Source organism: Rhodothermales bacterium (genome assembly GCA_040221055.1).
In the GTDB taxonomy this organism is placed as follows: domain Bacteria; phylum Bacteroidota; class Rhodothermia; order Rhodothermales; family UBA10348; genus 1-14-0-65-60-17.
Genome location: JAVJVN010000014.1, coordinates 115,001 through 137,241 on the forward strand (window position 1 = coordinate 115,001; position 22,241 = coordinate 137,241).

The 22,241-nt window shown below is 60.0% G+C and carries 20 protein-coding genes and 2 rRNA genes (1 of these 22 cut by a window edge); 14 read left to right on the forward strand and 8 right to left on the reverse strand.

The window, feature by feature from the left end:
* Nucleotides 1-935: ribosomal RNA gene (locus tag RIE53_08140) — 23S ribosomal RNA — on the forward strand; it begins 1,990 nt to the left of the window's first position.
* Between the two features lie 117 nt (nt 936-1,052).
* Nucleotides 1,053-1,163 (forward strand): 5S ribosomal RNA (gene rrf / locus RIE53_08145).
* 48 nt (nt 1,164-1,211) lie between these two features.
* Here the strand turns inward: rrf and RIE53_08150 are convergent.
* The gene (locus RIE53_08150) at nt 1,212-1,733 is read right to left on the reverse strand and encodes a hypothetical protein (protein ID MEQ9104653.1); all 522 of its coding nucleotides are present in this window, start codon (nt 1,731-1,733) and stop codon (nt 1,212-1,214) included.
* 91 nt (nt 1,734-1,824) lie between these two features.
* Between RIE53_08150 and purL the strand changes: the two genes are divergently transcribed.
* From purL to trxB, 3 genes are read left to right on the forward strand one after another with little or no spacing between them, the layout of a single operon-like run.
* The gene (gene purL, locus RIE53_08155) at nt 1,825-4,089 is read left to right on the forward strand and encodes a phosphoribosylformylglycinamidine synthase subunit PurL (protein ID MEQ9104654.1); all 2,265 of its coding nucleotides are present in this window, start codon (nt 1,825-1,827) and stop codon (nt 4,087-4,089) included.
* A gap of 55 nt (nt 4,090-4,144) precedes the next feature.
* Complete coding sequence (trxA, locus tag RIE53_08160; GenBank protein ID MEQ9104655.1) at nt 4,145-4,489, forward strand: thioredoxin; 345 nt, start codon at nt 4,145-4,147, stop codon at nt 4,487-4,489.
* Nucleotides 4,490-4,518: 29 nt separating this feature from the next.
* Complete coding sequence (gene trxB / locus RIE53_08165; GenBank protein ID MEQ9104656.1) at nt 4,519-5,484, forward strand: thioredoxin-disulfide reductase; 966 nt, start codon at nt 4,519-4,521, stop codon at nt 5,482-5,484.
* A gap of 5 nt (nt 5,485-5,489) precedes the next feature.
* On the opposite strand, the gene RIE53_08170 is transcribed toward trxB, so the two are convergent.
* Both RIE53_08170 and RIE53_08175 read right to left on the reverse strand, forming a co-directional pair.
* Nucleotides 5,490-6,347, reverse strand: coding sequence for a proline dehydrogenase family protein (locus tag RIE53_08170; GenBank protein ID MEQ9104657.1), 858 nt, complete (start codon nt 6,345-6,347; stop codon nt 5,490-5,492).
* A gap of 56 nt (nt 6,348-6,403) precedes the next feature.
* Nucleotides 6,404-7,573: an aminotransferase class I/II-fold pyridoxal phosphate-dependent enzyme gene (locus tag RIE53_08175; GenBank protein MEQ9104658.1), complete on the reverse strand. Its 1,170-nt coding sequence runs from the start codon at nt 7,571-7,573 to the stop codon at nt 6,404-6,406.
* Between the two features lie 217 nt (nt 7,574-7,790).
* Between RIE53_08175 and RIE53_08180 the strand changes: the two genes are divergently transcribed.
* Nucleotides 7,791-8,081, forward strand: coding sequence for a DUF721 domain-containing protein (locus tag RIE53_08180; GenBank protein ID MEQ9104659.1), 291 nt, complete (start codon nt 7,791-7,793; stop codon nt 8,079-8,081).
* A 3-nt stretch (nt 8,082-8,084) separates the two neighbouring features.
* On the opposite strand, the gene fabF is transcribed toward RIE53_08180, so the two are convergent.
* Both fabF and RIE53_08190 read right to left on the reverse strand, forming a co-directional pair.
* The gene (gene fabF / locus RIE53_08185; GenBank protein MEQ9104660.1) at nt 8,085-9,338 is read right to left on the reverse strand and encodes a beta-ketoacyl-ACP synthase II; all 1,254 of its coding nucleotides are present in this window, start codon (nt 9,336-9,338) and stop codon (nt 8,085-8,087) included.
* Nucleotides 9,339-9,349: 11 nt separating this feature from the next.
* The gene (locus RIE53_08190; GenBank protein MEQ9104661.1) at nt 9,350-9,586 is read right to left on the reverse strand and encodes an acyl carrier protein; all 237 of its coding nucleotides are present in this window, start codon (nt 9,584-9,586) and stop codon (nt 9,350-9,352) included.
* Nucleotides 9,587-9,767: 181 nt separating this feature from the next.
* On the opposite strand from RIE53_08190, the gene metK reads away from it, so the two are divergent.
* From metK to RIE53_08205, 3 genes are all read left to right on the forward strand, one after another.
* Complete coding sequence (metK, locus tag RIE53_08195; protein ID MEQ9104662.1) at nt 9,768-10,931, forward strand: methionine adenosyltransferase; 1,164 nt, start codon at nt 9,768-9,770, stop codon at nt 10,929-10,931.
* Nucleotides 10,932-10,933: 2 nt separating this feature from the next.
* The gene (locus tag RIE53_08200; GenBank protein MEQ9104663.1) at nt 10,934-14,893 is read left to right on the forward strand and encodes a T9SS type A sorting domain-containing protein; all 3,960 of its coding nucleotides are present in this window, start codon (nt 10,934-10,936) and stop codon (nt 14,891-14,893) included.
* 91 nt (nt 14,894-14,984) lie between these two features.
* On the forward strand, nt 14,985-15,287 hold the full coding sequence (locus tag RIE53_08205) for a hypothetical protein (protein ID MEQ9104664.1): 303 nt from the start codon (nt 14,985-14,987) through the stop codon (nt 15,285-15,287).
* On the opposite strand, the gene RIE53_08210 is transcribed toward RIE53_08205, so the two are convergent.
* The gene (locus RIE53_08210; protein MEQ9104665.1) at nt 15,288-15,638 is read right to left on the reverse strand and encodes a ferredoxin family protein; all 351 of its coding nucleotides are present in this window, start codon (nt 15,636-15,638) and stop codon (nt 15,288-15,290) included. It abuts the gene before it with no gap.
* A gap of 132 nt (nt 15,639-15,770) precedes the next feature.
* Between RIE53_08210 and RIE53_08215 the strand changes: the two genes are divergently transcribed.
* Both RIE53_08215 and RIE53_08220 read left to right on the forward strand, forming a co-directional pair.
* Nucleotides 15,771-16,070 carry a DUF2752 domain-containing protein gene (locus RIE53_08215; protein ID MEQ9104666.1) on the forward strand — a complete coding sequence of 100 codons (300 nt, stop codon included), beginning with the start codon at nt 15,771-15,773 and terminating at the stop codon, nt 16,068-16,070.
* Complete coding sequence (locus RIE53_08220) at nt 16,058-16,468, forward strand: TM2 domain-containing protein (GenBank protein MEQ9104667.1); 411 nt, start codon at nt 16,058-16,060, stop codon at nt 16,466-16,468. The genes RIE53_08215 and RIE53_08220 overlap by 13 nt, the downstream gene beginning before the upstream one ends.
* A 30-nt stretch (nt 16,469-16,498) precedes the next feature.
* On the opposite strand, the gene RIE53_08225 is transcribed toward RIE53_08220, so the two are convergent.
* Entirely contained in the window at nt 16,499-18,391 is a 1,893-nt protein-coding gene (locus tag RIE53_08225) for a T9SS type A sorting domain-containing protein (GenBank protein MEQ9104668.1), read from the reverse strand.
* 34 nt (nt 18,392-18,425) lie between these two features.
* Between RIE53_08225 and RIE53_08230 the strand changes: the two genes are divergently transcribed.
* Complete coding sequence (locus tag RIE53_08230) at nt 18,426-18,782, forward strand: hypothetical protein (GenBank protein MEQ9104669.1); 357 nt, start codon at nt 18,426-18,428, stop codon at nt 18,780-18,782.
* Here the strand turns inward: RIE53_08230 and RIE53_08235 are convergent.
* On the reverse strand, nt 18,768-21,140 hold the full coding sequence (locus tag RIE53_08235) for a T9SS type A sorting domain-containing protein (protein ID MEQ9104670.1): 2,373 nt from the start codon (nt 21,138-21,140) through the stop codon (nt 18,768-18,770). The genes RIE53_08230 and RIE53_08235 overlap by 15 nt on opposite strands.
* Nucleotides 21,141-21,342: 202 nt before the next feature.
* Here RIE53_08235 and RIE53_08240 point away from each other — a divergent pair, with 202 nt between their 5' ends.
* Both RIE53_08240 and msrA read left to right on the forward strand, forming a co-directional pair.
* On the forward strand, nt 21,343-21,750 hold the full coding sequence (locus tag RIE53_08240) for a methionine-R-sulfoxide reductase (GenBank protein ID MEQ9104671.1): 408 nt from the start codon (nt 21,343-21,345) through the stop codon (nt 21,748-21,750).
* Nucleotides 21,747-22,232 carry a peptide-methionine (S)-S-oxide reductase MsrA gene (msrA, locus tag RIE53_08245; protein MEQ9104672.1) on the forward strand — a complete coding sequence of 162 codons (486 nt, stop codon included), beginning with the start codon at nt 21,747-21,749 and terminating at the stop codon, nt 22,230-22,232. Before RIE53_08240 ends, msrA begins: the two co-directional genes overlap by 4 nt.
* The last annotated feature ends 9 nt before the right edge of the window (nt 22,233-22,241 follow it).

A 22,241-nucleotide genomic window follows, 5' to 3' on the forward strand; every position in this document is an offset into this window, starting at 1 on the left:
AGTTCCGACCTGCACGAATGGTGTAACGACTTGAGCACTGTCTCAACCGCGAGCTCGGTGAAATTGTGGTACCGGTGAAGACGCCGGTTACCCGCAGCGGGACGGAAAGACCCCGTGCACCTTTACTGCAGCTTGACATTGACTTCGTCCAAGGAGTGTGTAGGATAGGCGGGAGACTGCGAAGCATAGGCGCCAGCTTGTGTGGAGTCACCCTTGAAATACCGCCCTCTTCTTGGTTGAAGCCTAACCTTCTACCGTTATCCGGTAGAGGAACAGTGTCAGGTGGGTAGTTTGACTGGGGCGGTCGCCTCCTAAAGAGTAACGGAGGCTCCCAAAGGTGTCCTCAGCATGGTCGGTAATCATGCGTAGAGCGTAAAGGCATAAGGACGCTTAACTGCGAGACATACAGGTCGAGCAGGTGCGAAAGCAGGGCTTAGTGATCCGGCGGTTCCGAATGGAAGGGCCGTCGCTCAAAGGATAAAAGGTACGCCGGGGATAACAGGCTAATCTCCCCCAAGAGTTCACATCGACGGGGAGGTTTGGCACCTCGATGTCGGCTCGTCGCATCCTGGGGCTGGAGAAGGTCCCAAGGGTTGGGCTGTTCGCCCATTAAAGCGGCACGCGAGCTGGGTTCAGAACGTCGTGAGACAGTTCGGTCCCTATCTGCTGCGGGCGCAGGAAACTTGCGCAAATCTATTCCTAGTACGAGAGGACCGGAATGGACAAACCTCTAGTGTACCTGTTGTGGCGCCAGCTGCATCGCAGGGTAGCTATGTTTGGAAGGGATAAGCGCTGAAGGCATCTAAGCACGAAGCCCATTGCAAGATTAGGTTTCCCTTACGGGTCGTTATAGATGATGACGTTGATAGGCGGTAGGTGTAATCATGGTGACATGTTCAGCCGAGCCGTACTAATTACCCGTTAGTCTTGAATCCCACTTTTTTACATGTAACGCCTCATGTCGAGGCGCTCGAACGGCCGATATAGGCACAATAGCGCTGCGCTACGGAACGAACATCACGTCAATGACGGGTAACCGTCAACATATTGATCTCGGTGATTATTGCGCAGGGGGTCCACCTCTTCCCATTCCGAACAGAGAAGTTAAGCCCTGCCGCGCCGATGGTACTGCCCTTAGGTGGAAGAGTAGGTCGTCGCCGAGATCTTTTTATTGAGCCCCGCACTCGTCAGAGTGTGGGGCTCTTTTTATTTCAGCGACGCTGGAATACCAGTACGGTTTCTGCGTTGGAGAGGGTCAAGCGTCCCTGCACGAGTGACCAGGAAACGACTTCATCCGTGGGTTCGGCCGAATCGTTCAGTACCAGCTCGGTGCCCTGGGCAGCCCACGTACCGGTGGCGTTGTCTGTTACCGTTTCATTGGATCCGTCAAACTGCGTCTGGATCGTAATGTCGAAGGAGTAGGCTGTGGACGTGAAGACGACGGATCCCACGACAACAAACGTTACGGTTACGGGCTGTCCGCTACCGAAATTGACGGTCACGGGATTGGGCACGCCGGCCAACAAGGTCCTGTCCGGCTGGGATGTGATGTCTCCCGTGATATCCCTGATGGACACCAGGTCGTAGCTGCCAACAAGTTGGGAGCGCCCGGAGGTAGCTCCCGAGTCTGTGTCATCACTGGAAATGTCACACGCAGACAGGAATACTACGGAGACGAGCAGGATCAGAACCGCCAGAGGTTGAGACGGATGGAAGCGGGGCGTCGGCGTCATGTTCTCGGCATCGGTTCGTTTGATTCTTTACGAAGGTGCTGCCGGGGTAGCCGTATATTGGGGATCATCCCAAACACAGACGGAGCAGCCCGTGCACCAAGAGCCTGAAGTTACGCTTGAACTCGCACGCGATCACGGATTGACGGACGAAGAGTATGGATGGATCCTGGAAAAGCTGGGACGGACACCCACGTTCGTGGAGTTGGGCATCTACTCGGTGATGTGGAGTGAGCATTGCTCGTACAAGAATTCCATTGCTGAGTTGAAGAAGCTCCCCCGTGAAGGCAAGACCCTTCTGGTCGAGGCTGGTGAAGAGAATGCCGGCCTGGTGGATATCGGTGACGGACTGGCTGTAGCGTTCAAGATTGAATCGCACAACCACCCATCGGCCGTTGAGCCGTATCAGGGCGCGGCTACCGGCGTGGGCGGCATCCAGCGCGACATATTTACGATGGGTGCGCGACCCATCTGCTCCTTGAACTCCCTGCGATTCGGCTCTCTCGAGAATCCGCGCGTCCGGTACCTGTTCGACGGCGTCGTGCGTGGAATCGGCGACTACGGCAATTCGTTCGGCGTGCCCACCGTTGCAGGCGAGGTGTGTTTTGACCCCTCGTACGAAGGCAACCCGCTTGTCAACGCCATGAGTGTGGGAATCGTGAAAGTCGGGGAGACGGCGTCGGCCATTGCCACGGGTGCAGGCAACAAGGTGTATATCGTGGGGTCTGCGACCGGAAGGGACGGCATCCATGGAGCAACGTTCGCCTCCGAGGAGATTTCCGAGGCCAGCGAAGCCAAGCGGCCGAGTGTACAGGTCGGGGATCCCTTCACGGAAAAACTGCTGCTCGAAGCCACCCTGGAAGTCATTGCCAGCGGAGCCGTCGTGGGCATCCAGGACATGGGAGCCGCAGGCATTACCTGCTCGACGTGCGAAATGAGCGCAAAGGGTGAGTCGGGAATGATTGTCCATGCCGACCGGGTGCCCATGCGCGAAGAAGGGATGACACCCTACGAAGTGCTCCTTTCAGAGAGCCAGGAGCGCATGTTGATTGTATGCAAGCCGGGCCGGGAGGCCGAGCTGGAGTCGATTTTCGACAAGTGGGACCTGCATGCCGTCGCCATCGGAGAGGTGACGGATGAGCCGCGGGTCCGGATCTTCTGGCACGGGGAGGAAGTCGCCAACGTGCCTGCGGAACACCTGGTGCTGGGCGGCGGAGCCCCGGTCTATATCCGGGAGACGAAACGTCCCGCGTATCTGGACGAAACCTTCGCAACAGACCTGAATGCATTGCCTGACCTGACTGCTGACATGGCAGAGGCTGCGTTGCTCGATCTGCTCGCATCACCCAACATTGCCTCGAAACGATGGGTGTTCGAGCAGTACGACACGATGGTCCGAACGAATACGGTCGTGGGCCCGGGACCCTCGGATGCTGCGGTAGTCCGCATCAAGGACACGAACCGGGGTTTGGCGGTGAAAACGGATTGCAACGGTCGATACGTCTACCTGAATCCCCGGAAAGGTGGACAGATCGCCGTGGCTGAGGCCGCCCGGAATGTTGTTTGCGCCGGCGGACTTCCTGTTGCCGTGACCAACTGCCTCAATTTCGGCAACCCGTACAAGCCCGAGCAATACTGGGTGTTCAAGGAAGCCGTGGGCGGCATGGGGGATGCCTGCCGGGTATTGACGACCCCCGTGACCGGCGGCAACGTATCATTCTACAATGAAAATCCGACGGGCGCCGTATTTCCGACGCCAACCATCGGTATGCTCGGCATCGTGGACGATGTCGAAGCCCATGCCACGACGTTTGATTTCAAGCAGGAGGGCGACGTGGTTGTGCTGCTGAGTCCGACCGGACAGCCCCCGGGTGGTATAGAAGCGAGTGAGCACCTCTCCGTCCGGCATGGCATGACGGCAGGAGACGCACCCGTATTCGATCTGGCCAGCGAGTTGGCCGTGCAAAAGGCCTGTCTTTCCATGATCCGGACGGGTCGTGTCCACAGCGCCCACGACGCTTCGGACGGAGGACTGGCCGTATGTCTTGCGGAGTCGGTACTGGCATCCCGTGGCCCGGAAGGGGACACGCTGGGCGTGGAAGTCGAACTGTCCGGCTTGGCGCATGATCGGCTCGATGCATTGCTCTTCGGAGAGGCGCAGTCGCGCATTGTGGTATCCTGTCGACCAGCCCATGCAGAAGTTCTCCGTGAAATCGCGGTCCGGGAAGGCGTGGAGTGGACCCGACTCGGAACCGTGAAGGGGGACCGGCTCGTTGTTGACGGGTGGATATCCCTTTCCGGCCACCGCCTCAAGGAGGTGTATGAGAATGCCATTCCGGCGCTTATGGGCCGATCGTAACATTTTCAAGAGCAGGGTCACCAAAAGACCATTATCAACATCAAAGGAGAAAGTCATGGCACATGACGCCAAATACGTAACGCTGACGGACGCAAACTTCAAGTCGGAGGTCGTCGATTCGGACGTGCCCGTCCTGGTCGATTTCTGGGCAGCCTGGTGCGGTCCCTGCCGGATCATTGCACCGATCATCGAGGAACTCGCGGCCGAATTCGAAGGTCGGGCCAAGGTTGCCAAGATGGATGTCGATCACAATCCGCAGATTCCGATGTCCTTCGGCATCCGCTCCATCCCGACGCTGTTGTTCTTCAAGGATGGCCAGGTCGTGGACCAGCTTGTGGGTACGGCCCCCAAGAAAGTCCTTGCAGAACGACTGGAAAACCTTGCCAAACAGACGGTCTGACCGGATTCGGTCAAGAACGAGGGTGCATCATGGAAAACGTGGACTTCTCTGCCGCCGAACACCGGCGCGTGGTGATCATAGGAACAGGGCCGGCGGGGTTGACCGCGGCCCTCTATACGGCCCGGGCGAACCTCGAACCGCTGGTCCTGCAGGGGCCGGAACCGGGTGGACAGCTCATTACGACCACTGATGTCGAGAATTTTCCGGGGTTTCCGGACGGCATCATGGGTCCGGAAATGATGCAGAAGTTCGAGCAGCAGGCCACCCGTTTCGGAGCCGAGCTCCGTTGGGGCACGGTGACGGCCGTCGATTTCAGCCAACGTCCTTTCCGGATGCTGGTTGACGACGACAAGCCATTGCTCGCCGACGCCGTTATCATCTCCACGGGTGCATCGGCGAAATACCTCGGGTTGGAAAGCGAGCGGCGTTTGCTGGGCCATGGTGTATCGGCCTGTGCCACGTGTGACGGAGCCTTTTTCCGGAACCAGGATGTGGCCATTGTCGGGGGCGGGGACACGGCGATGGAAGAGGCGCTCTTCCTCACACGGTTTGCGAACAAGGTGTATCTCATCCACCGGCGTGATTCATTCCGGGCCTCGCAGATCATGCAGGACCGGGTCATGGCCCATGACAAGATCGAAATCATCTGGAATACGGTCGTGGAAGACATCCACGGGGAAAAGGAGGTGGAGTCCATCACCATCCGCAACGTGGACACCGGAGACGTGCGTAACGTGCCCGTGCAAGGGTTCTTCGTGGCCATTGGGCACAAGCCGAACACCGACATTTTCGCCGGACAGATTGACCGGGATGAAACGGGCTATATCCAGACGAAGCCCGATTCGACCTACACGAACATTGAAGGGGTTTATGCCTGTGGCGATGCCCAGGATCACGTCTACCGCCAGGCGGTGACGGCAGCAGGAACCGGGTGTATGGCGGCCATAGATGCTGAGCGGTGGTTGGCCGAACAGGAGGCCATGGTCGGCGCGTAAAAGGATCAGCGCTTGAACAGGTTCTTCAGGATGAACCACACGTTTTCCTTGCGCTCCCGGAGTCGCCGGGAAAAGTACGGCACCCATTTTGTCCCGAACGGCACATACACCCGCATGTTGTACCCTTCGTTCATGATGGCCAACTGGGTTTCCGGACGGATGCCGTAGAGCATCTGGAATTCGAAGTCCGATGCAGGGATGTTGTTTTCCTGGACGAACGTTTTCGTCTCGGCCATCAGGATGTCATCATGCGTCGCAATGCCCGGGTATCGCCCATGCGTGATCAATTGCTGCATGTAGGCCAGGTAGTGCTCGCGGATGGTCGGCATGTCCTGCCAAGCGAGTGAGGCCGGTTCCTTGTACGCTCCTTTGCACAAGCGGACGCGCGCGTTCAGCTCGCACATGCGGGTCACGTCCTCGGCGGTTCGTTTCAGGTAAGCCTGAAGTACGACGCCCACGTTGTCCCGGTAATCCGGATAGACCTTTTCGAACATATCCAGCGTCAGGTCCGTGACGTCCGTGCCTTCCATGTCCAGCCGGACAAAGGTGCCGGTCTCCTTGGCCACCGACAACAACTCCAGCAGGTTGTCCATGCAGAATGACGGGTCGATTTTCTGACCCAGCATGGAAAGCTTGATTGAGATGTTCCGGTCGATGGCCAGATCGGTCTCGTCGACGGCCCGGATGAGATCGATGTAGGACTTCTTGGCTTCGAGCGCGAGTTTCGGGTCCTTGATGTATTCGCCGAGCAGATCGAGTGTGACCAGCAGGCCTTGCTGTTTCAAATCGGCGGCAACGGGCAGCATACCGCCTATGGTTTCGGCGGCGACGAACCGTTTTGCGAGGAAGAAAGGCAGGCGCATGCACGTCTCGGAAATTGATCCGGCGAAGTTAAAACGCCTGCCGGCGGGCAGCAAGGTCAAGCCAGTATGCGATCGAGATCTTCACGGAGATCGTCCACGTGCTCCAGTCCGATGGATAAGCGGATGAGGTCGGCCGGCGTGCGCGAACCTTCACCCTCCACGGACCTTCGGTGTTCAATCAGACTCTCGGTTCCACCGAGGCTCGTGGCGCGCGTAAAGACACGCGCACGCCCGACCCTCGCGAGCGTTTCGTCACCGCTCCGGCCCGTACGAATGGACAGCATGGCTCCGAAGCCGGTCATCTGTCGTGCCGCAACAGCATGCCCCGGGTGATGCGCGAGTCCGGGATAGTGCACGGCCGAAACCCTCGGATCGTCTGAAAGCCAGTCGGCCAGGATCCCGGCCGATTCGGTCTGCACACGCATGCGGGCCGGGAGGGAGCGCAGACCACGCAGGGTCAGCCAGCAGGAAAACGGATCCAGAATGGCACCTGCGGACTGCTGGATGGCGTGAACGGCATGGGTCAGTTCATTGTCGGTCCGGAAGACGAGCGCACCGCCGAGTACGTCGGAGTGTCCGCTCAGATACTTGGTGACGGAATGCAGAACCACATCGGCGCCGAGTTCGAGCGGTCGTTGCAAAAGAGGGGTTGTCCAGGTGCCGTCGACAACGAGGGCAGCGCCGTGCTCCTGGCAGCACGCTGCGACCGCCGCGATGTCGGTAATACGCAACAGGGGGTTGGAGGGGGTCTCAATCCAGACAAGCTTCGTGGCGGGTACCAGGGCAGCGCGAATGGCCTGGACAGCCGCAGATTCGGCACCGGAGTCGGTATCCGCACAGGACGTGTCCACCTCCGAATACGTAAGCAAGCCCCGGCCCGCCATGCCGTGGACCAGGTTGCGCACACCGAAATACAGGTCGTCACCCAGGATGACATGGTCTCCGGCATGCAAGGTCTGCAGAAGCGCGTTGGCCGCGGCCATACCGGTGGCGAATACCCGTGCCGAAGCCGCCCCTTCCAGTCGGGCCAGCGTGTCTTCCAACCGGTCCCGGGTGGGATTGGCGAGGCGACCGTATACGTATCCCGATTCGTACGTCCCATCCTCACTCCGTTCGAACGTACTGGCCATGTGCACCGGAGGCGTGGCGCCGCCAAGATCCGAATCGGGCTGGCAGCCGGCTTTTGCGAGCAGGGTTTCGGGATGGATGTGGGATCGCTGGGGCATGGCGGAACGAGGGAATAGGGGTATGATCACGGGCATGCCTGCATTTGTGCCCTGCCTGCAGCGCAACGAATGCCAGGAAATCCCATCTACCTGTAACTATCGAAAGAAGGCATCCGTAGTGCACCGTGCGTCTTCCGATGAATGGCCATGGGGACATCGATCCGGAGCAGTTCCTGCTTCAAGTCGGTGTCCCCTGGTCATTTTCGTATCTTAAGGAATGCGTCGCTCTTCCCCACAGTCCCTTGGCGAAATTCTGAAGTCCGTCACGAAATCGATGGGACTGGACTCCCGTATGGCGGAAGGACAGGTCATTGCCGCTTGGGAAGACATGCAGGGGGAGCAAATGCGACGCCAGATCAAGCGTACCTGGCTCCAGAAGGATGTGCTGTTCGTCGAGATTGCTTCGCCAGCCTGGCGACACGAACTGCATTTGAACCGAAAAGCGTGGCGTGATCGCCTGAACAATGAGTTGGGCCGTGAGGCGGTCCGGGAAATCGTGTTCAGGTAGCGCCTATCCGGCGTACTCGCCGAACACCACGCTGGTATTGTGACCGCCGAAGCCGAACGCGTTGCTGACCGCAATCTTGACGTCGCGATCAATCGGCTCGTTGAACGTGTAGTTCAAGTCACACTCCTCGTCGGCATGGGCAAAATTGATGGTCGGAGGAATCCTCTTGTGCACAATGGCCCCGATGGCAGCGATGGCTTCCACGGCACCGGCCGCACCCAGAAGGTGTCCGGTCATGCTCTTGGTGGACGACACGTTCATCCGATAGGCGTGATCCCCGAATACCTTCTTGATGGCATTGGTTTCGGCAATATCACCGAGCCCCGTGGATGTACCATGCATGTTCAGGTAGTCGACGTCCGTCGGCTGAAGGCCTGCATCGCGTAGCGACGCCTTCATGGCATTGCGGGCACCCAGACCTTCCGGGTCAGGCGCCGTGATGTGATACGCGTCTCCGCTCATACCGATGCCCAGCAGTTCCGCATAGATCCGGGCGCCACGGGCCTTGGCATGCTCCAATTCTTCGAGGTAAAGCGCACCTGCGCCCTCCCCGAGAACGAATCCGTCCCGCGTCTTGTCGAAAGGACGGGATGCCGTGGCCGGCTCGTCGTTGCGGGTGGACAGGGCCTTGAGGGCATTGAATCCACCGATTCCGAGTTCCGTCACACTGGCTTCTGAACCACCTGTGATCGCAGCATCCATGTGACCTAGCTTGATCAGCATGAAGGCATCGCCAATGTTGTTGTTGCCTGTCGCACACGCAGAGACCACCGAGTAATTCGGCCCACGCAGGCCGTACTTGATGGAAATCTGGCCGGCCGCAATGTCCGGAATGAGCATGGGAATGAAGAACGGGGAAATCCGGCGCGGACCGTGCTGGATGAGCACCTCCGTCTGCTTGTGGAATTCCTGCATGCCTCCGATGCCGCTTCCGAATATGACGCCTATCCGTTCCTGCTCCTCCGTGGAGAGCTTGTCGGGATCAATACCGGCATCGGCCAGGGCTTGCCCGGCAACGACCATGGCGTACTGGCAGAACGGATCCATCCGACGCGCCTCCTTCTTCTCGAGGAAGTCGTGGATGTCGAATCCTTTCAGTTCACAAGCGAACGTGGTCGAATACGGCTCCGTATCGAAATACGTAATGGGTGCAGCGCCGCTCTGGCAGGCCATCATGCCCTGCCAGAACGACTCATGATCCAGGCCGATGGGGGTCAATGCCCCCATTCCGGTAACTACTACTCTGCGTCCGCTCATGGGGAACCGGTTCAGCCGGCCTTTTCGGTCAGGTAGGTGACGGCGTCTCCGACAGTCGCGATCTTTTCGGCATCCTCATCCGGGATGGTCAGATCGAATTCCTTTTCGAACTCCATGATGAGTTCCACGGTGTCCAGGGAATCGGCGCCGAGATCGTTGGTAAACGAAGCATCGTCCGTGATGTCGCTTTCATCCACTCCGAGCTTTTCGACGATGATCGATTTTACCTTGGCTGCGAGATCGGACATATGGGTTCCTTCAGGGTAATTGTAAAGTGACAGGCTAAATTACGTCGACAGGCAGGGGAAATCAATTTCTGCACGATTGTTTGATGAACGGGAGTATGTCGTGTCTGCCAGTGCCGAATCATTCAGCAGGAACGGTCGTTCGTATCCGCTGACCATTTCGAGTTTTCAATCTTCATATCCCATGCCTTACCTCTTCACGTCCGAGTCCGTTTCTGAGGGCCACCCGGACAAAGTTGCCGATCAGATTTCCGACGCAGTCCTGGACGCCATGCTGGCCCAGGATCCCCACAGCCGCGTAGCCGTGGAGACGCTGGTCACCACCGGTCTCGTGGTCCTGTCGGGCGAAGTCACCACCAATGCCTACGTGGACGTGCAGGAGATTGCCCGCAACGTCATCCGCGAAATCGGCTACACGAACCCGGATCTCCGGTTCGACGCCGATTCGTGCGGGGTGCTCAGCGCCATCCACGAGCAGAGCCCGGACATTGCCCAGGGCGTGGACGAGAAGGATGGAGAGCAAGGCGCGGGAGATCAGGGCATGATGTTCGGTTATGCCTGCCGGGAGACGGAACACTACATGCCGATGGCCCTGGCGTACTCTCACGGATTGGTCCGCGAATTGGCCGATATCCGGAAGAATTCGGACATCATGCCGTACCTCCGTCCGGATTCCAAGAGTCAGGTCACGGTGGAGTACAATGAGGATGGGAAGACCGTGAAGCGTATCCACACCATCGTGGTATCGACGCAGCACGACGAAGACGTGTCGCTGGAGAAGATCAAGGCGGATATCCGGACGCATCTTCTTCCGCGCGTCATTGATTCGGCCCTTCTGGATGATGATCTCATCCTGCACGTGAACCCGACCGGGAAATTCGTGATTGGCGGACCACATGGAGACACCGGGCTCACCGGCCGGAAGATCATTGTCGATACGTACGGCGGCAAAGGAGCCCATGGAGGCGGCGCCTTTTCCGGCAAGGATGCGTCGAAAGTGGACCGCAGCGCGGCCTATGCAGCCCGCCACGTGGCCAAGAACCTGGTTGCTGCAGGCGCCGCCGATGAAGTACTGGTGCAAGTGGCGTACGCCATTGGCGTAGCCCACCCGTTGTCGGTTTTTGTGGACAGTTTCGGGACCGGTCGTGTATCCGATACGGTGCTCGTTGACATCGTGAAACAGTTGTTCGACCTGCGTCCCAAAGCGATTGTCCGGGACCTGGACCTGCTTTCGCCCGGTTTCCGGAAGACAGCGGCATACGGCCACTTCGGCCGTGACGAATTCACGTGGGAACGATTGGACAAGGTGCAGGAAATCCAGGAAGCATTGGCGGCACTCCCGGCTTGACCATGCGCTGGATATTCCGTGCTCTTGTCGTCCTGGTTCTTTTCGGCGTCGCTGCAACACCGGTGCTTGGACAACAGGAGCGTGGACCCATTGAAAACGCGCTGTTTCCGGATGTGAAGCCCCGGAAGGGGCCTGCTTCGGCTGCGGCTTCGGCTTCGGCTGCGGCTGCCCGGAGCCTGGCACTGGACGACGAGCACCGAGTGGTGGCGGGCCGGGTGCAAACACTGCGCACGTCCCATACGACGTACCGGCAGGTTTATGCCGGTTTGCCGGTGGTCGGTCGCTGGGCGAGGGTAAGCACGGATCTGAGGGGCCGGATCCGGTTCGTATCCAGTGGTTTCGCCAAGCCGTCGAAGGACGACGACACGTTCGATGCCTTCCCGGTTGTTTCGGGGGCTGAGGCTGAACAGTCCGCCCGTATGCACATCTCGCCGGGTGGAGCAACGACAGGGACGGCGGTCTTGTCCGTATTCCTGCCTGGGACGGGCGGTGCCGCAGGTGCATCCGGTGAACCCGTGTTGGTGTGGGACGTGCTGGTCTGGCCGGATCATGAACCGGCGGAGTGGCAGGTCCTGGTCGATGCACGCACGGGTCGCGTCCTCCTGGCCGAGGACCGGGCGCTCCGGCACAAATCGACGGACCACGGTTCCACCACAAGTCGGTCGACGGCCGATGGCGTCGGGACGGTTTTTGATCCCAACCCGCTCGTAACATCCGGAGCCTCCTACGGCGCGCCCTGGGTGGATGCGTCCGATGCGGCAAATCCGTTCCTGGACGGCGAATTGCGGGAGGTTGTCCTGAGGGATCTGTCCACCAATGCGGAGGGCAAATACGTTCTGGAAGGCCCGTACGTACGAATCGACGGTTCGCAGACGGGCGGCGGTATGGCCTACACGCCTCCGGCGCTGAGCAACCCGACGGGATTCCGGTATACGCGTTCGGACGAGCACTTTGAAGCCGTCATGGCCTACTACCACCTGGATGCGAATCAGCGCTATCTGCAGTCGCTGGGGTTCATGGATCGGCAGAATGCCCCCCTTTCCGTTCATCCGCGTGCCGTAACACGGGACGACTCCTTTTATTTGCCATCACTCAACAGGTTGATGTTCGGGCTCGGCGGTGTGGACGACGCCGAGGATGCGACGGTTATCTGGCACGAGTACGGACACGCCCTGCTCGAGGCGGCCGCACCGGGTCTCAGCGCGACGCTGGAAGGCATTGCGGTCCATGAGGGCTGGTCGGACTACTGGACGGCCTCCCAGGCCCGCGCACTGGTGGAAAGTGGTGCCGCGGCACGCCAGGATTGGCGACGGTTGTTCAAATGGGACAGTGGAGACGGCACCATCTGGTCCGGCCGGACCATGGACCACGCCGGTACCTATCCGGCCGATACGTGTTCAGACAACGTGTCCCCCGGCTCATGCAGCCCGCACAACGACGGACGCCTGCTGGCTACGACACTCATGGAGGTCCAGGACGTGCTCGGGCGCGATGTCACCGATCGACTGGTATTGCATTCGCACGCCTATCTGACCGCACCGCTCACGTTTGCCCAGGCTGCGGAAGCCATTCTGCAGGCGGATGTGGATTTTTTCGATGCGGCGCACGTGGGTGTCCTTCTTTCGATTTTTGACCCCAGAGGTCTCGTGGATGCGTCGTCGTGGGGCCCGGTGTTGCAACACGAGGCGGTTCCGAATACCGAGGTGGGGACACCGTCTGTTGACGTGGTCCTGGATGTGATTACGGGGGCCAGCGCGCCACAGTCTGTGGTACTCATGGCTTCGGGCACACGGCTCGGCGAGCAGCAGCTGGATATGGGGTCCGACGGCACCGGATCGTACCGCGTCGAACTGGGCCTGCCCACCGAATCGGATACCATCCAGTATTGGTTCCGGGTAACCGATGCCGCAGGGGGTGTTTCCACGCTGCCCGCCTCGGCGCCAAGCGAGCAGTTCTCGTTCCTGGTGGGTGTTGATACGACTCCACCGACATTGCAGCACACGCCGCTCACGTCGGGCAATCTGGTGTCCTGGCCTGAGGTCGTGAACGTTTCGGCCAGCGACCTTTTCGGAGTGGATCGGGTTGAAGTGGAATACACCATCGCAGCGGCAGAGGGAACGCCGCTGGCGGAGGGCAGCTTCCTTCTCGTCGAAGACGGTGTCCATTGGTCCGCTGCTTTTCCGGTGCCCTTCTCTGTCATGCGCAAGGATGCCGTCGTCTCCTACCGTGTCACGGCGTGGGACCGGGCGGCCAGTCCGAACAAGTCCGAGACTCCGTGGCACTCGTTCTCCATCAGTGCGTCGGGCCTCTTGCGCCGTATTGGACTCGTCGCCCCGACCGTGACGACCACAGGTGCATGGACCCTTGAATCGGCGAATGCGGTACCGTTTGTTGTTCCGGAAGAAGGGACAGTTGGCTCATGGACGTATGGGATACCGTCGACCGACGTGGCCGGGTTGCATGCATTGACCCTTCCATCCATCCGGCTGGACCGTGTTGAGGAGGCTTGGCTTACGTACTGGTACAGGGTCGATGCCGAAGCGTCGGGCCCGATTGACCCCCTCACGGGTGGCCCCGGACAAGCCTTCGATGGGCTGCAGGTGCAGGCAGCCCGTGGCGACGGGCCATGGGAGACGTCGACCCCGGCCGAAGGCTACCCCACCGTGGTTGCATCGGGAACGGGAAATCCGCTGGGCGGCCAGCCATCCTTCGGGGGTTCCACCCATGGTTGGCGGTTTGCGGCGCATCCGGTTCCGACCGGTTCCGACGTCCGGGTAAAGTTCGTGGTCGGAACCGACAACGGGAATTCGGAACCGGTCCCTGATGGATTCCGGGTGACCGACGTCCGGTTCTGGTCGGAACTCCCCGCAGATGCCGTCCCTCCCGAAGTGACCACCTGGTCCGTGCCCGAACGGATTGGATTGATGGATGGGGCCCTCATTACGCCCATCATCACGCTGGTCGCGCGCGACGACGCAGGTGTCACGGATGCCTATATGGATGTTCGGCAGGGTGGGGCCCTGACCTCCCACCGATTGTGGCAGGATCCCGCATCCCTCGTCGGTTTCTCGGCCCCGCTGGTCCTGGCAACAACGCCTGAGCCTGGAGAGCGGGTGGATATCCGTTTGCGTCTGCAGGATCCCTGGGGGAACGAGACCGTCATCCCATCGGTGGATTCCTGGATTACTTCAACCGTGGTGTTGCAGCAGGAGCGGCCACTCCTGGCGGCTGCAGCGGCATTCTCCGGATGGTCAGAGGCGGAAAACGGTACATGGGTCGTCCGCGGACGAGACGTGGCCGGAGATCGGGCCTCGCTGAACATCATGCCCATTCTGGTTCCGTCCAACAGTGGCGCATCGGAACTGCGGCTGGAGCACGCCCATGACTTCCCGGCGGGTTCGGGTGGCGTGGTACAGGTATCGCTGGATGACGGAATGACGTGGACACCGCTGGTACCGGAAGGGGGATATCCCGGGCCCATGCGTCTGTCCGAGGCCCATCCTCTGTCCGGTATGTCCGGTTATCGGGGCATCCGCCCCAGCAGCGAAGATCGGTTTGATATGACACAGTATCCGGGACAGCGGGTCTGGATCCGGTTCCTGTATGTTGAGGACGCGCAGGACGCTCCTTCGACGTCGGAGTGGTACGTACGCGCACTGACGCTGGTGGCCGAAACGGAAGAGGCTGAGTTCGAGCTTCCAACTGCATTCGCACTGGACACGGCGTACCCGAATCCGTTCAGGACCGCAGCGGAAATCACCTGGTCCCTGGACACGGATGTCGATACCAGGGTTGCCGTTTATGACATGCTGGGCCGGCGGGTCATGATCCTTGCGGACGGCCCGTTTCCGGCGGGGACGCACCGGGCCACGCTGGATGGCAGTCGCCTGGCGTCCGGCGTTTATGTTGTCCGTTTGGAGGCCGAAGGCCGATTCCTGACCCGGACCATCGTCCGTCAATGACCGGCTTATGTGGAGGGGTCGGGAACGTCAGGACCGCAAATCCCGTACAATCATATGTTTAGGTTGTACCAGAATACGGAGGAACGGTCAGATGGCCTTATATCAGCACCAGGACGCACAACTCGGGGACATTGAAGGGACAGGATATCTGTTCCGGAAAAGGACGGCTTTCGGCGATCAATACCAAGGTGTATTTTTCGCGGCAGAGGATGCGTCTGAGAAGCTGGAAGAGCTCCACGCCGCCGATTCAGTCACATTCAGCGGAACGGCATACAAGAAGAACCGGTCCGGGAAGGTTTCGGCGAACGAAGTGGAGTTCGAGGTCGATGTCAAAAGCCTGACCTCGGTCGCCATGGGCGAGCGCGCACTGCTCGAAGTGGTCGACGAAGATTGATCAGTCGTCGGATTCCCACGTCAGGATATCCTGCTCCGACTTCTCACGTGTGGCCCACTCTTCGGCATCGGGGAGTGGGTCTTTCTTTTCCGTGATATTCTTGCCGAGATCGGCCCATTGTTTAGAGAGGTAGGCGTTCCACTCCGTGTAGTGGCTCATTTCCTCTGGAAGCTCATCGTCCGCGTAAATAGCCTCGACCGGACAGACCGGTACGCACGCATTGCAGTCAATGCACTCATCCGGGTGGATGACGAGGAAGTTCGGTCCCTCGTAAAAACAATCCACCGGGCAGACTTCAACACAATCCGTGTGTTTGCAGTTGATGCAGGCTTCAGTTACGACGTAAGGCATGTGCGTGGGCGTTTACGGTGACAGGATGCGGTGCAATATAGGAAGCATGTTCGGGTCCGCCAACACGACGGGCAACCGTGTGTCGGTGCAGGACCGCTTGAATGAGCGGCTGTTCTGTTGTTTCTTCCTTTCATGAAAACACGTACCGAACGAGGTCAGATCCTGGAGGCAGGCCTGTGGCTGGCAGGACTGACCCTCATGGCAGCTTCCGACCCATGGGCACCGGCGTGGTTGGACCTGTGCCTGATCGATGCCCTCGGATTCCCGTTCTGTCCAGGTGAGGGGCTCGGTCATGCCATCGGTTTCCTTGCCCGCGGCGAGTGGCTGCTGGCAATCGCTTCGCACTGGGCATCGCCTTTCGTGGTTTCCGGGTTGCTGGTCCGGAGTGGTTCACTCATTCACAATGTATACCGAACGACATGTCCAAAGTAATCAAGTATCTGCCCGAGTTGGATGGGGATGAGCAGGTTACCGTGGCACGGCTCCTGACCGACATGACAGAAGAGCAGGCCGAACACTTTGCCCACGTGTATCGGCAACGCAGGAAGGACGAATCGACGACCCTGCTGTTGACTGCCGTGGCCTTCATTGGTGTGGCGGGCCTCAACCGGTTCTATCTCGGGCAGATCGGAATGGGCTTTCTGTACCTGGTGACCGTCGGGTTCTGTTTGATTGGCCCCATCATCGATATTTTCAATTACAAATCGCTGGTTGGCAAGCACAACAGTGCAAAAGCCTTCGAGACGGCCGAACTCATCCGGGGCGCGTTTCCTGAACTGGCGCCGGCAAAACCCGGCGTGCTCGAGTCACGGACACCCAGGACGGATTGACGTCACCATGCCTCTGCCTTCGGTGCGTCTTCAGCGCAGGACGGTAATCCGACGCGTGGTCTGGTAGTCGGGTCCGGAAATACGAATGAACCAGGTTCCGGTCGACCAGGAGCCACCGTGGATGGTGGCGATGTTCCGTCCGGCTTCCAGGTACCCCAGTGAGGACCGGTCGTGGACACGGCCCAGGATATCGACCAGGTCGACGCGGTAAACACCGGGCGATTGAACGGGCAGGCTGATGTTGATGGAGGCCCCTGCCGACACGGGATTCGGCCAAATGGCCAGGTCGGACGGTGGCACCGGGGTATGTTCCACGTCTGTCACGATGGTGGACGGACGGGTCCAGAGGGCTTCGAATTCGATCTGGTCACCCGGGACGGCTTCCGGGTTCAAGTGCGAAAAAATGGCGGTAACGGACGCGTACACGCCGGGGAAATCCTGGAAGCCCGTGCCCGGCATGACATCCTGGAACGCCAGCGGACCGCCATCCATGGGTTCGAAAACGAGCCGCACGCGATTCCTTGCATAAAGGGTTTCACGTTGCTGCTGTTGGAACGGCCCCGGAAAACCACGCCAGCCCGGGGTTTCGAACGTGAATGAAAAGTCGGCCACGTCTGCCCACCTGAAATAACGGACGGCTCCCGAGTTGACGGACTGACCGCTGCTTACGGTGCCCGGAGCCCCTTCGCCGTTCACGATGTTGGGATTCTCACCGTCAATGACCTGGTCGGCCAATGAAATCCGGAGGGCCGATCGGCCCGGCTCGGCGTATCCGAAGCGCTCCCCCAGGGAGCGGTCGTTGAACAGATTGGCGGCGTGGTAATCCTGGAGGGCATTGGCAAACGAATCGCCGTGCATCGTGAGGACAGAATCAATGCCTTTCGGTCCCTTCATGTTGGGACCCTTCAGCATCTGGCCGACCCCGTCCGGACCCACCAGGTTGGCCAGGTAGGTAACGAACAGCCCGGCCCGCTCGTAGTCCACGGCGCCCGGACCGCCTCCGTCGCGCCAGTCCATGAGCGTCCGTTGGTATTCCGTTTGCTGGTTCAGAAACGTGATGTTGCGCCAGAAATACCCGTTCATGACCATGGCATACTCGGCGTATCCCTCGTTCAGGAACGTGGTGTCCCAGCCGTAGGAAAGATGGACAAGATGCGTGTACTCATGGGCGGCAATGGCGGCGAGGGTGGTCAGGTTGGCCGTTCCCCGGTCGGAATCCAGATACAGGATATCCCGGCCGTTTCCCACGCCCGGTGGGGCATCCGGATTAACGTCGGCGCTGTGGACATATCCCAGCGTATTGGAGGGGCCCCGCCCGATGTCGTACACCAAAATATCCACCAGGCCGTCACCGTCCACATTCGGCGGAAGCCCGAACCGACTGTGGATGTTCTCCAAAATGCCCTGCCCGGGCTCGACACTTCCGGACGGCGTCGACTCCAACAGGTGGCCGCGCAGCGCCACGATTTCCTCATTCGTGACGTTCCCGTTGTCGAGTTCCTCCGTCTCCACCCACAGCACGTACGCGGCCGTGATGTCGACGGCCTGGAAGGTGAGGGACATCCAGTTGTCCGACTCGAATACGCGGAAGTCCTGCTCCGCCCCAACGTCAGGAGGCGATCCCGACTTGAAGAGCGGCACGGACGGGCCACGGACTGCCCGCGCCGTCAGGAACGACCGGACGTGCGCGTGAGCGGCGTCCGAGTGGGAGTCGGTGCCGCAGAAGTGGTCCTGCGCAGCGACGATGGCGGGCAGGGTAGACAACTGAACGGAGGCGGCCTGCACCGACCAGGTTGACACAAACCCGAGCACAAGCAGGGCTGCCGTACGGAACGCCCGGCCGGATACGGCACGGAACGCCCGGTTGAACACCGGACGGAGCTCTACGTTGGATGCACTACACTTCTTCGTGACCCGTATCATGCGTGGGTTGTCCTTTTTATCCATCCTTCCGACCATGAATCGCTTCTACACGATACCGATCCTGATGGTTCTTCTGGCAACAGGCGTGTTCTTCCAGTCCGGCTGCGTTCAATCCAGATCCGCATCGGGAGCGCAGGGCTCAAGTCAGCACTCCGGTCCTGAAATCACCGTGGAGGGGATGGTCAACTCGTTCGGAGCAGAACCGTTCGCAGCGGTCATACTGAACTCGGACGAACGCAACTCCTGGGTGCTTGAACTGTCCGCGGAGGACCGCGACCGGTTGATGATGCCCGCGCGTGTCCGGGCAACGGGCACGGTTTACGCCGCCGACTGGCAGGGACGCCTCCGGGCCCACATGCGGGTCCGGGAGCTGATCCTACTTGACCAATAACATCCGGCGCGTCTGGCGGGACGTCGGGGTTTCCAGCGTGTAGAGATACAGGCCACTCGCTTCAGCCGATGCGTCGAAGCGGACCTGATGGAGCCCGGCCGGGCGGACACCATCCACCAGGACGGCCACTTCGCGGCCCAGCAGATCGTGTACGGTCAATCGGACGGGCCCGCTCTGTGCGAGCTCAAAGGAGATGGCCGTTGTGGGATTGAACGGGTTGGGCCAGTTCTGATCCAGGACGGCCGTGGACGGCAGTTCGGACGGCGAATGGTCGGTGGATACCGAGAAGGGTCGGTCCGAGAACCGGGCGCGGATGGGGGCCACCAAGTGGCCCAGCGTCTGCCCATTACCGATGTTGATGTCCTGGAATCGGGACCAAGCGTATGGATTCTCCGGACCGTTGAACGGGAAGAATAGCACGCCGGGGTTGTCGTCACCGGAATAGCTGCTCATCCCCACGTAGATGTCATTGTCATCCGTACCGGCATTCTCGATTCCTACGAAAAACGTCGCCCCCAGGTCTTTCAGCGCGACTTCGTACTGTTCGTCCGACAGGGTGACCCGGTGGAACGTAAAGGTGGTGGATTCCGGTACGGACGTATCGGTCACATCCAGGGACAACACTTCGTCACCCGGGTAAATACGCCCGTCCACGGGCGGCCGGGCCTTGAACAGGCGAAGCCTGAAATTCCGGATTGTTGAAGACGTTGCTTCAAACATGTCCTTGTACCAAACCCCGACGTCCACACTTTCCAGGCGCATATCGGCTGGCGTTTCGAAGCGATTGGCAATCCGTGAATCGACCGGAAACGTGGTTCCGAGGGTGAAGTACCCCACGTCAGTGGTCCTCGATCCCGTATCGTACAGGCTTTCCGTGAACGAAAACTCGCTGGACATGTCCTGCCAGGATGCGTTCACCGTCCAATCCACTGAAGCGCTTGACGTGAGGTCGACATGGGGAAGCACGAGCAGCACCTCGGAGAAATTCCCGGCCTCGAAAATTCCCTCGCTGTTGGCTTCGGTCTCGGCAATACGGGTGGAGCCGTCCTGGTCCAGGAAGAGGACCAAGGGTGCCAGTCGGGTGGCCTGACTGCCGGTCGCGGCCTGGACTTCAAGGGTGAAATCGCCCACGTCGGTCCAGCGGAAGTAACGAACGCCACCCGGATTCAGGGAACCCGTCAAGCCGGTCGAACTGTTCGTGGTCTGTCCGTCCACGGTCTGGATTCCGTCGGCACGGACGGCCGCATACTGGGTTTCAGCATGGCCGTAATCCGGGGAGATCGTCAGATCGTTGACCGCGTTCGCAACGTGGAAGCCCTGCACGAACAGTCGCAACGTCTGTGCACCTGCACCGCCTGTCAGTGCATTCAACTCGGTGACGTACTTGCCCACGCCCTGCCCGGACGAACGGGAGAACCGGCCGGTGGCCGTGACGCCAATGCGTTCGCTCAGGTAGTTGGTAAACAGTCCGGCCCGTTGGTAATCGTTCTGGTTGGGCCCCCCACCCGGCAAGCGCCAGTTCAGCATGGACTGGTTCCATTCCGTGGCGGTGGACAGATAGGTAATGGAACGGGCAGTGTACCCGTTCTGGACCTCGGCCCATTCGGCGAGCCCCTCGTCGATGAACGTCTCATTTGCCGAGGTCTGGGCGCTGTAGAAAATCAGGTGCTGGAATTCGTGGGCGAGGGTTTGCTGGACCTGCGTCTGGGGTCGGGGGGCGCCGGTAGCCGAGTACATGGCCGGCATGACATCCAGGTGGACGATGTCACGGAAATTGTATCTGGACAGATCATTCGGGTCGAAATACCCGAAAACAGCGCTGGATCCGCTCACGTTCGGATCGTAGCTGTCCAGAACGTCGTGGAGCAGGATATCCGTCTTTCCGTCGCCGTCTACATTCGGCGGCAAGCCGAAAATGGCCTGGTTGTTGGTCATGATGCCTGCGTCGGGATTGAACGATCCCGCTGGCGTTTCAGAGCCGATGGCGCGTGCAAGTGCATCCAGGTCGGTCTGCTGGACGGGGCCTGAGGGTGCCAGCTGGGCGGTTTCCACCCACAGGTTGAACAGCGCCTCCGCGTGCGTGAGTGTAAAATCAACCGAAACCGTCTGGTTGTCCGTGAGTCGTCTGACAATGAACGTCTGGACCTGACCCACAGAGGCGGACGAGCCGCCGGACTTGCGGAGCGTCTGGAATCCCGACTCCTGCATGTCCCGGAATGCCTGCAGGGCCGCCTGGCCCTCCGGCGACCGGATGAGAGCATCGGTGACGTGCAGGGGGGTCGGTTGCGACTGTGCCTGGGCAGGAATGGCGATCGCAAAGCTGATGGTCAGCAGGACAAGAGATAGAAATCGATGCATTCGGGACTCAAATTGATAGAGGCAGAGCGAAATTCCGAGTGTGGTGTTCCCTGCGGGTTCCAGCAAGAACCGATCCAATTCCGGACCATTCCGTGTGATGGGGCTGATCTGGTTGGGGCTGACCGAGGTGGAGAACTATGCGGTCAGGAATCCTTCGTTCCCCGAACGGGTTTGCATTCCACGCCAACGAACAAGAGCGGCCATGAGCAAAAACGACTGGAATGCACTGAACGCAGAGGAAGAACGCGTCATCGTTCATGCGGGAACGGAGCGGCCCTATTCCGGCCGGTTCTACGAGCACAGGGACGCCGGGACATACGTATGTCGCCGGTGCAATGCCGCGCTGTACCGGTCACAGGACAAGTTTGACTCCGGCTGTGGATGGCCCAGCTTCGATGACGAAGTGCCTGGTGCCATCGTCCACCGGGCCGATCCCGATGGACGACGCACCGAAATCGTGTGTGCCGGTTGTGGCGGGCACCTCGGGCATGTTTTCAAAGGAGAACGGTTCACCCCGAAGAACGTCCGGCACTGCGTCAATTCCGTCTCCCTGGATTTCGCACCGGCCGACCATGCTCACGATACGAAGACGCCTCCTGACGCCGAATGAACCATCAACGCGCCATTTTTGCCTCCGGCTGTTTCTGGGGCACTGAATTTTACATGATGCAACACCCGGGCGTCCTTCGGACGACGGTCGGGTATACGGGTGGGTCGGTGCCGAACCCTTCGTACCGGGAAGTGTGTGGCGGTCGGACCGGTCATGCCGAAGCCGTCGAGGTGGTGTACGATCCGTCAAGAACGTCGTATGAAGCACTGGCCCGCCTGTTTTTCGAGACGCATGACCCAACGCAGGTGAATCGGCAGGGGCCCGACATCGGAACGCAGTACCGATCCGAGATTTTCTGGCTGGATGAGGAGCAGCGCGAAACGGCCGAGCGGTTGATCCGCGAACTGCGGGTGAACGGACTCGACGTGGCCACGCGGGTTACCGAGGCAGGGCCCTTCTGGGAAGCCGAGGCGTATCATCAGGATTACTATGCCAAGTCCGGCGGTACGCCGTATTGCCACGTCTATACGAAGCGGTTCTGACCCCCTGGC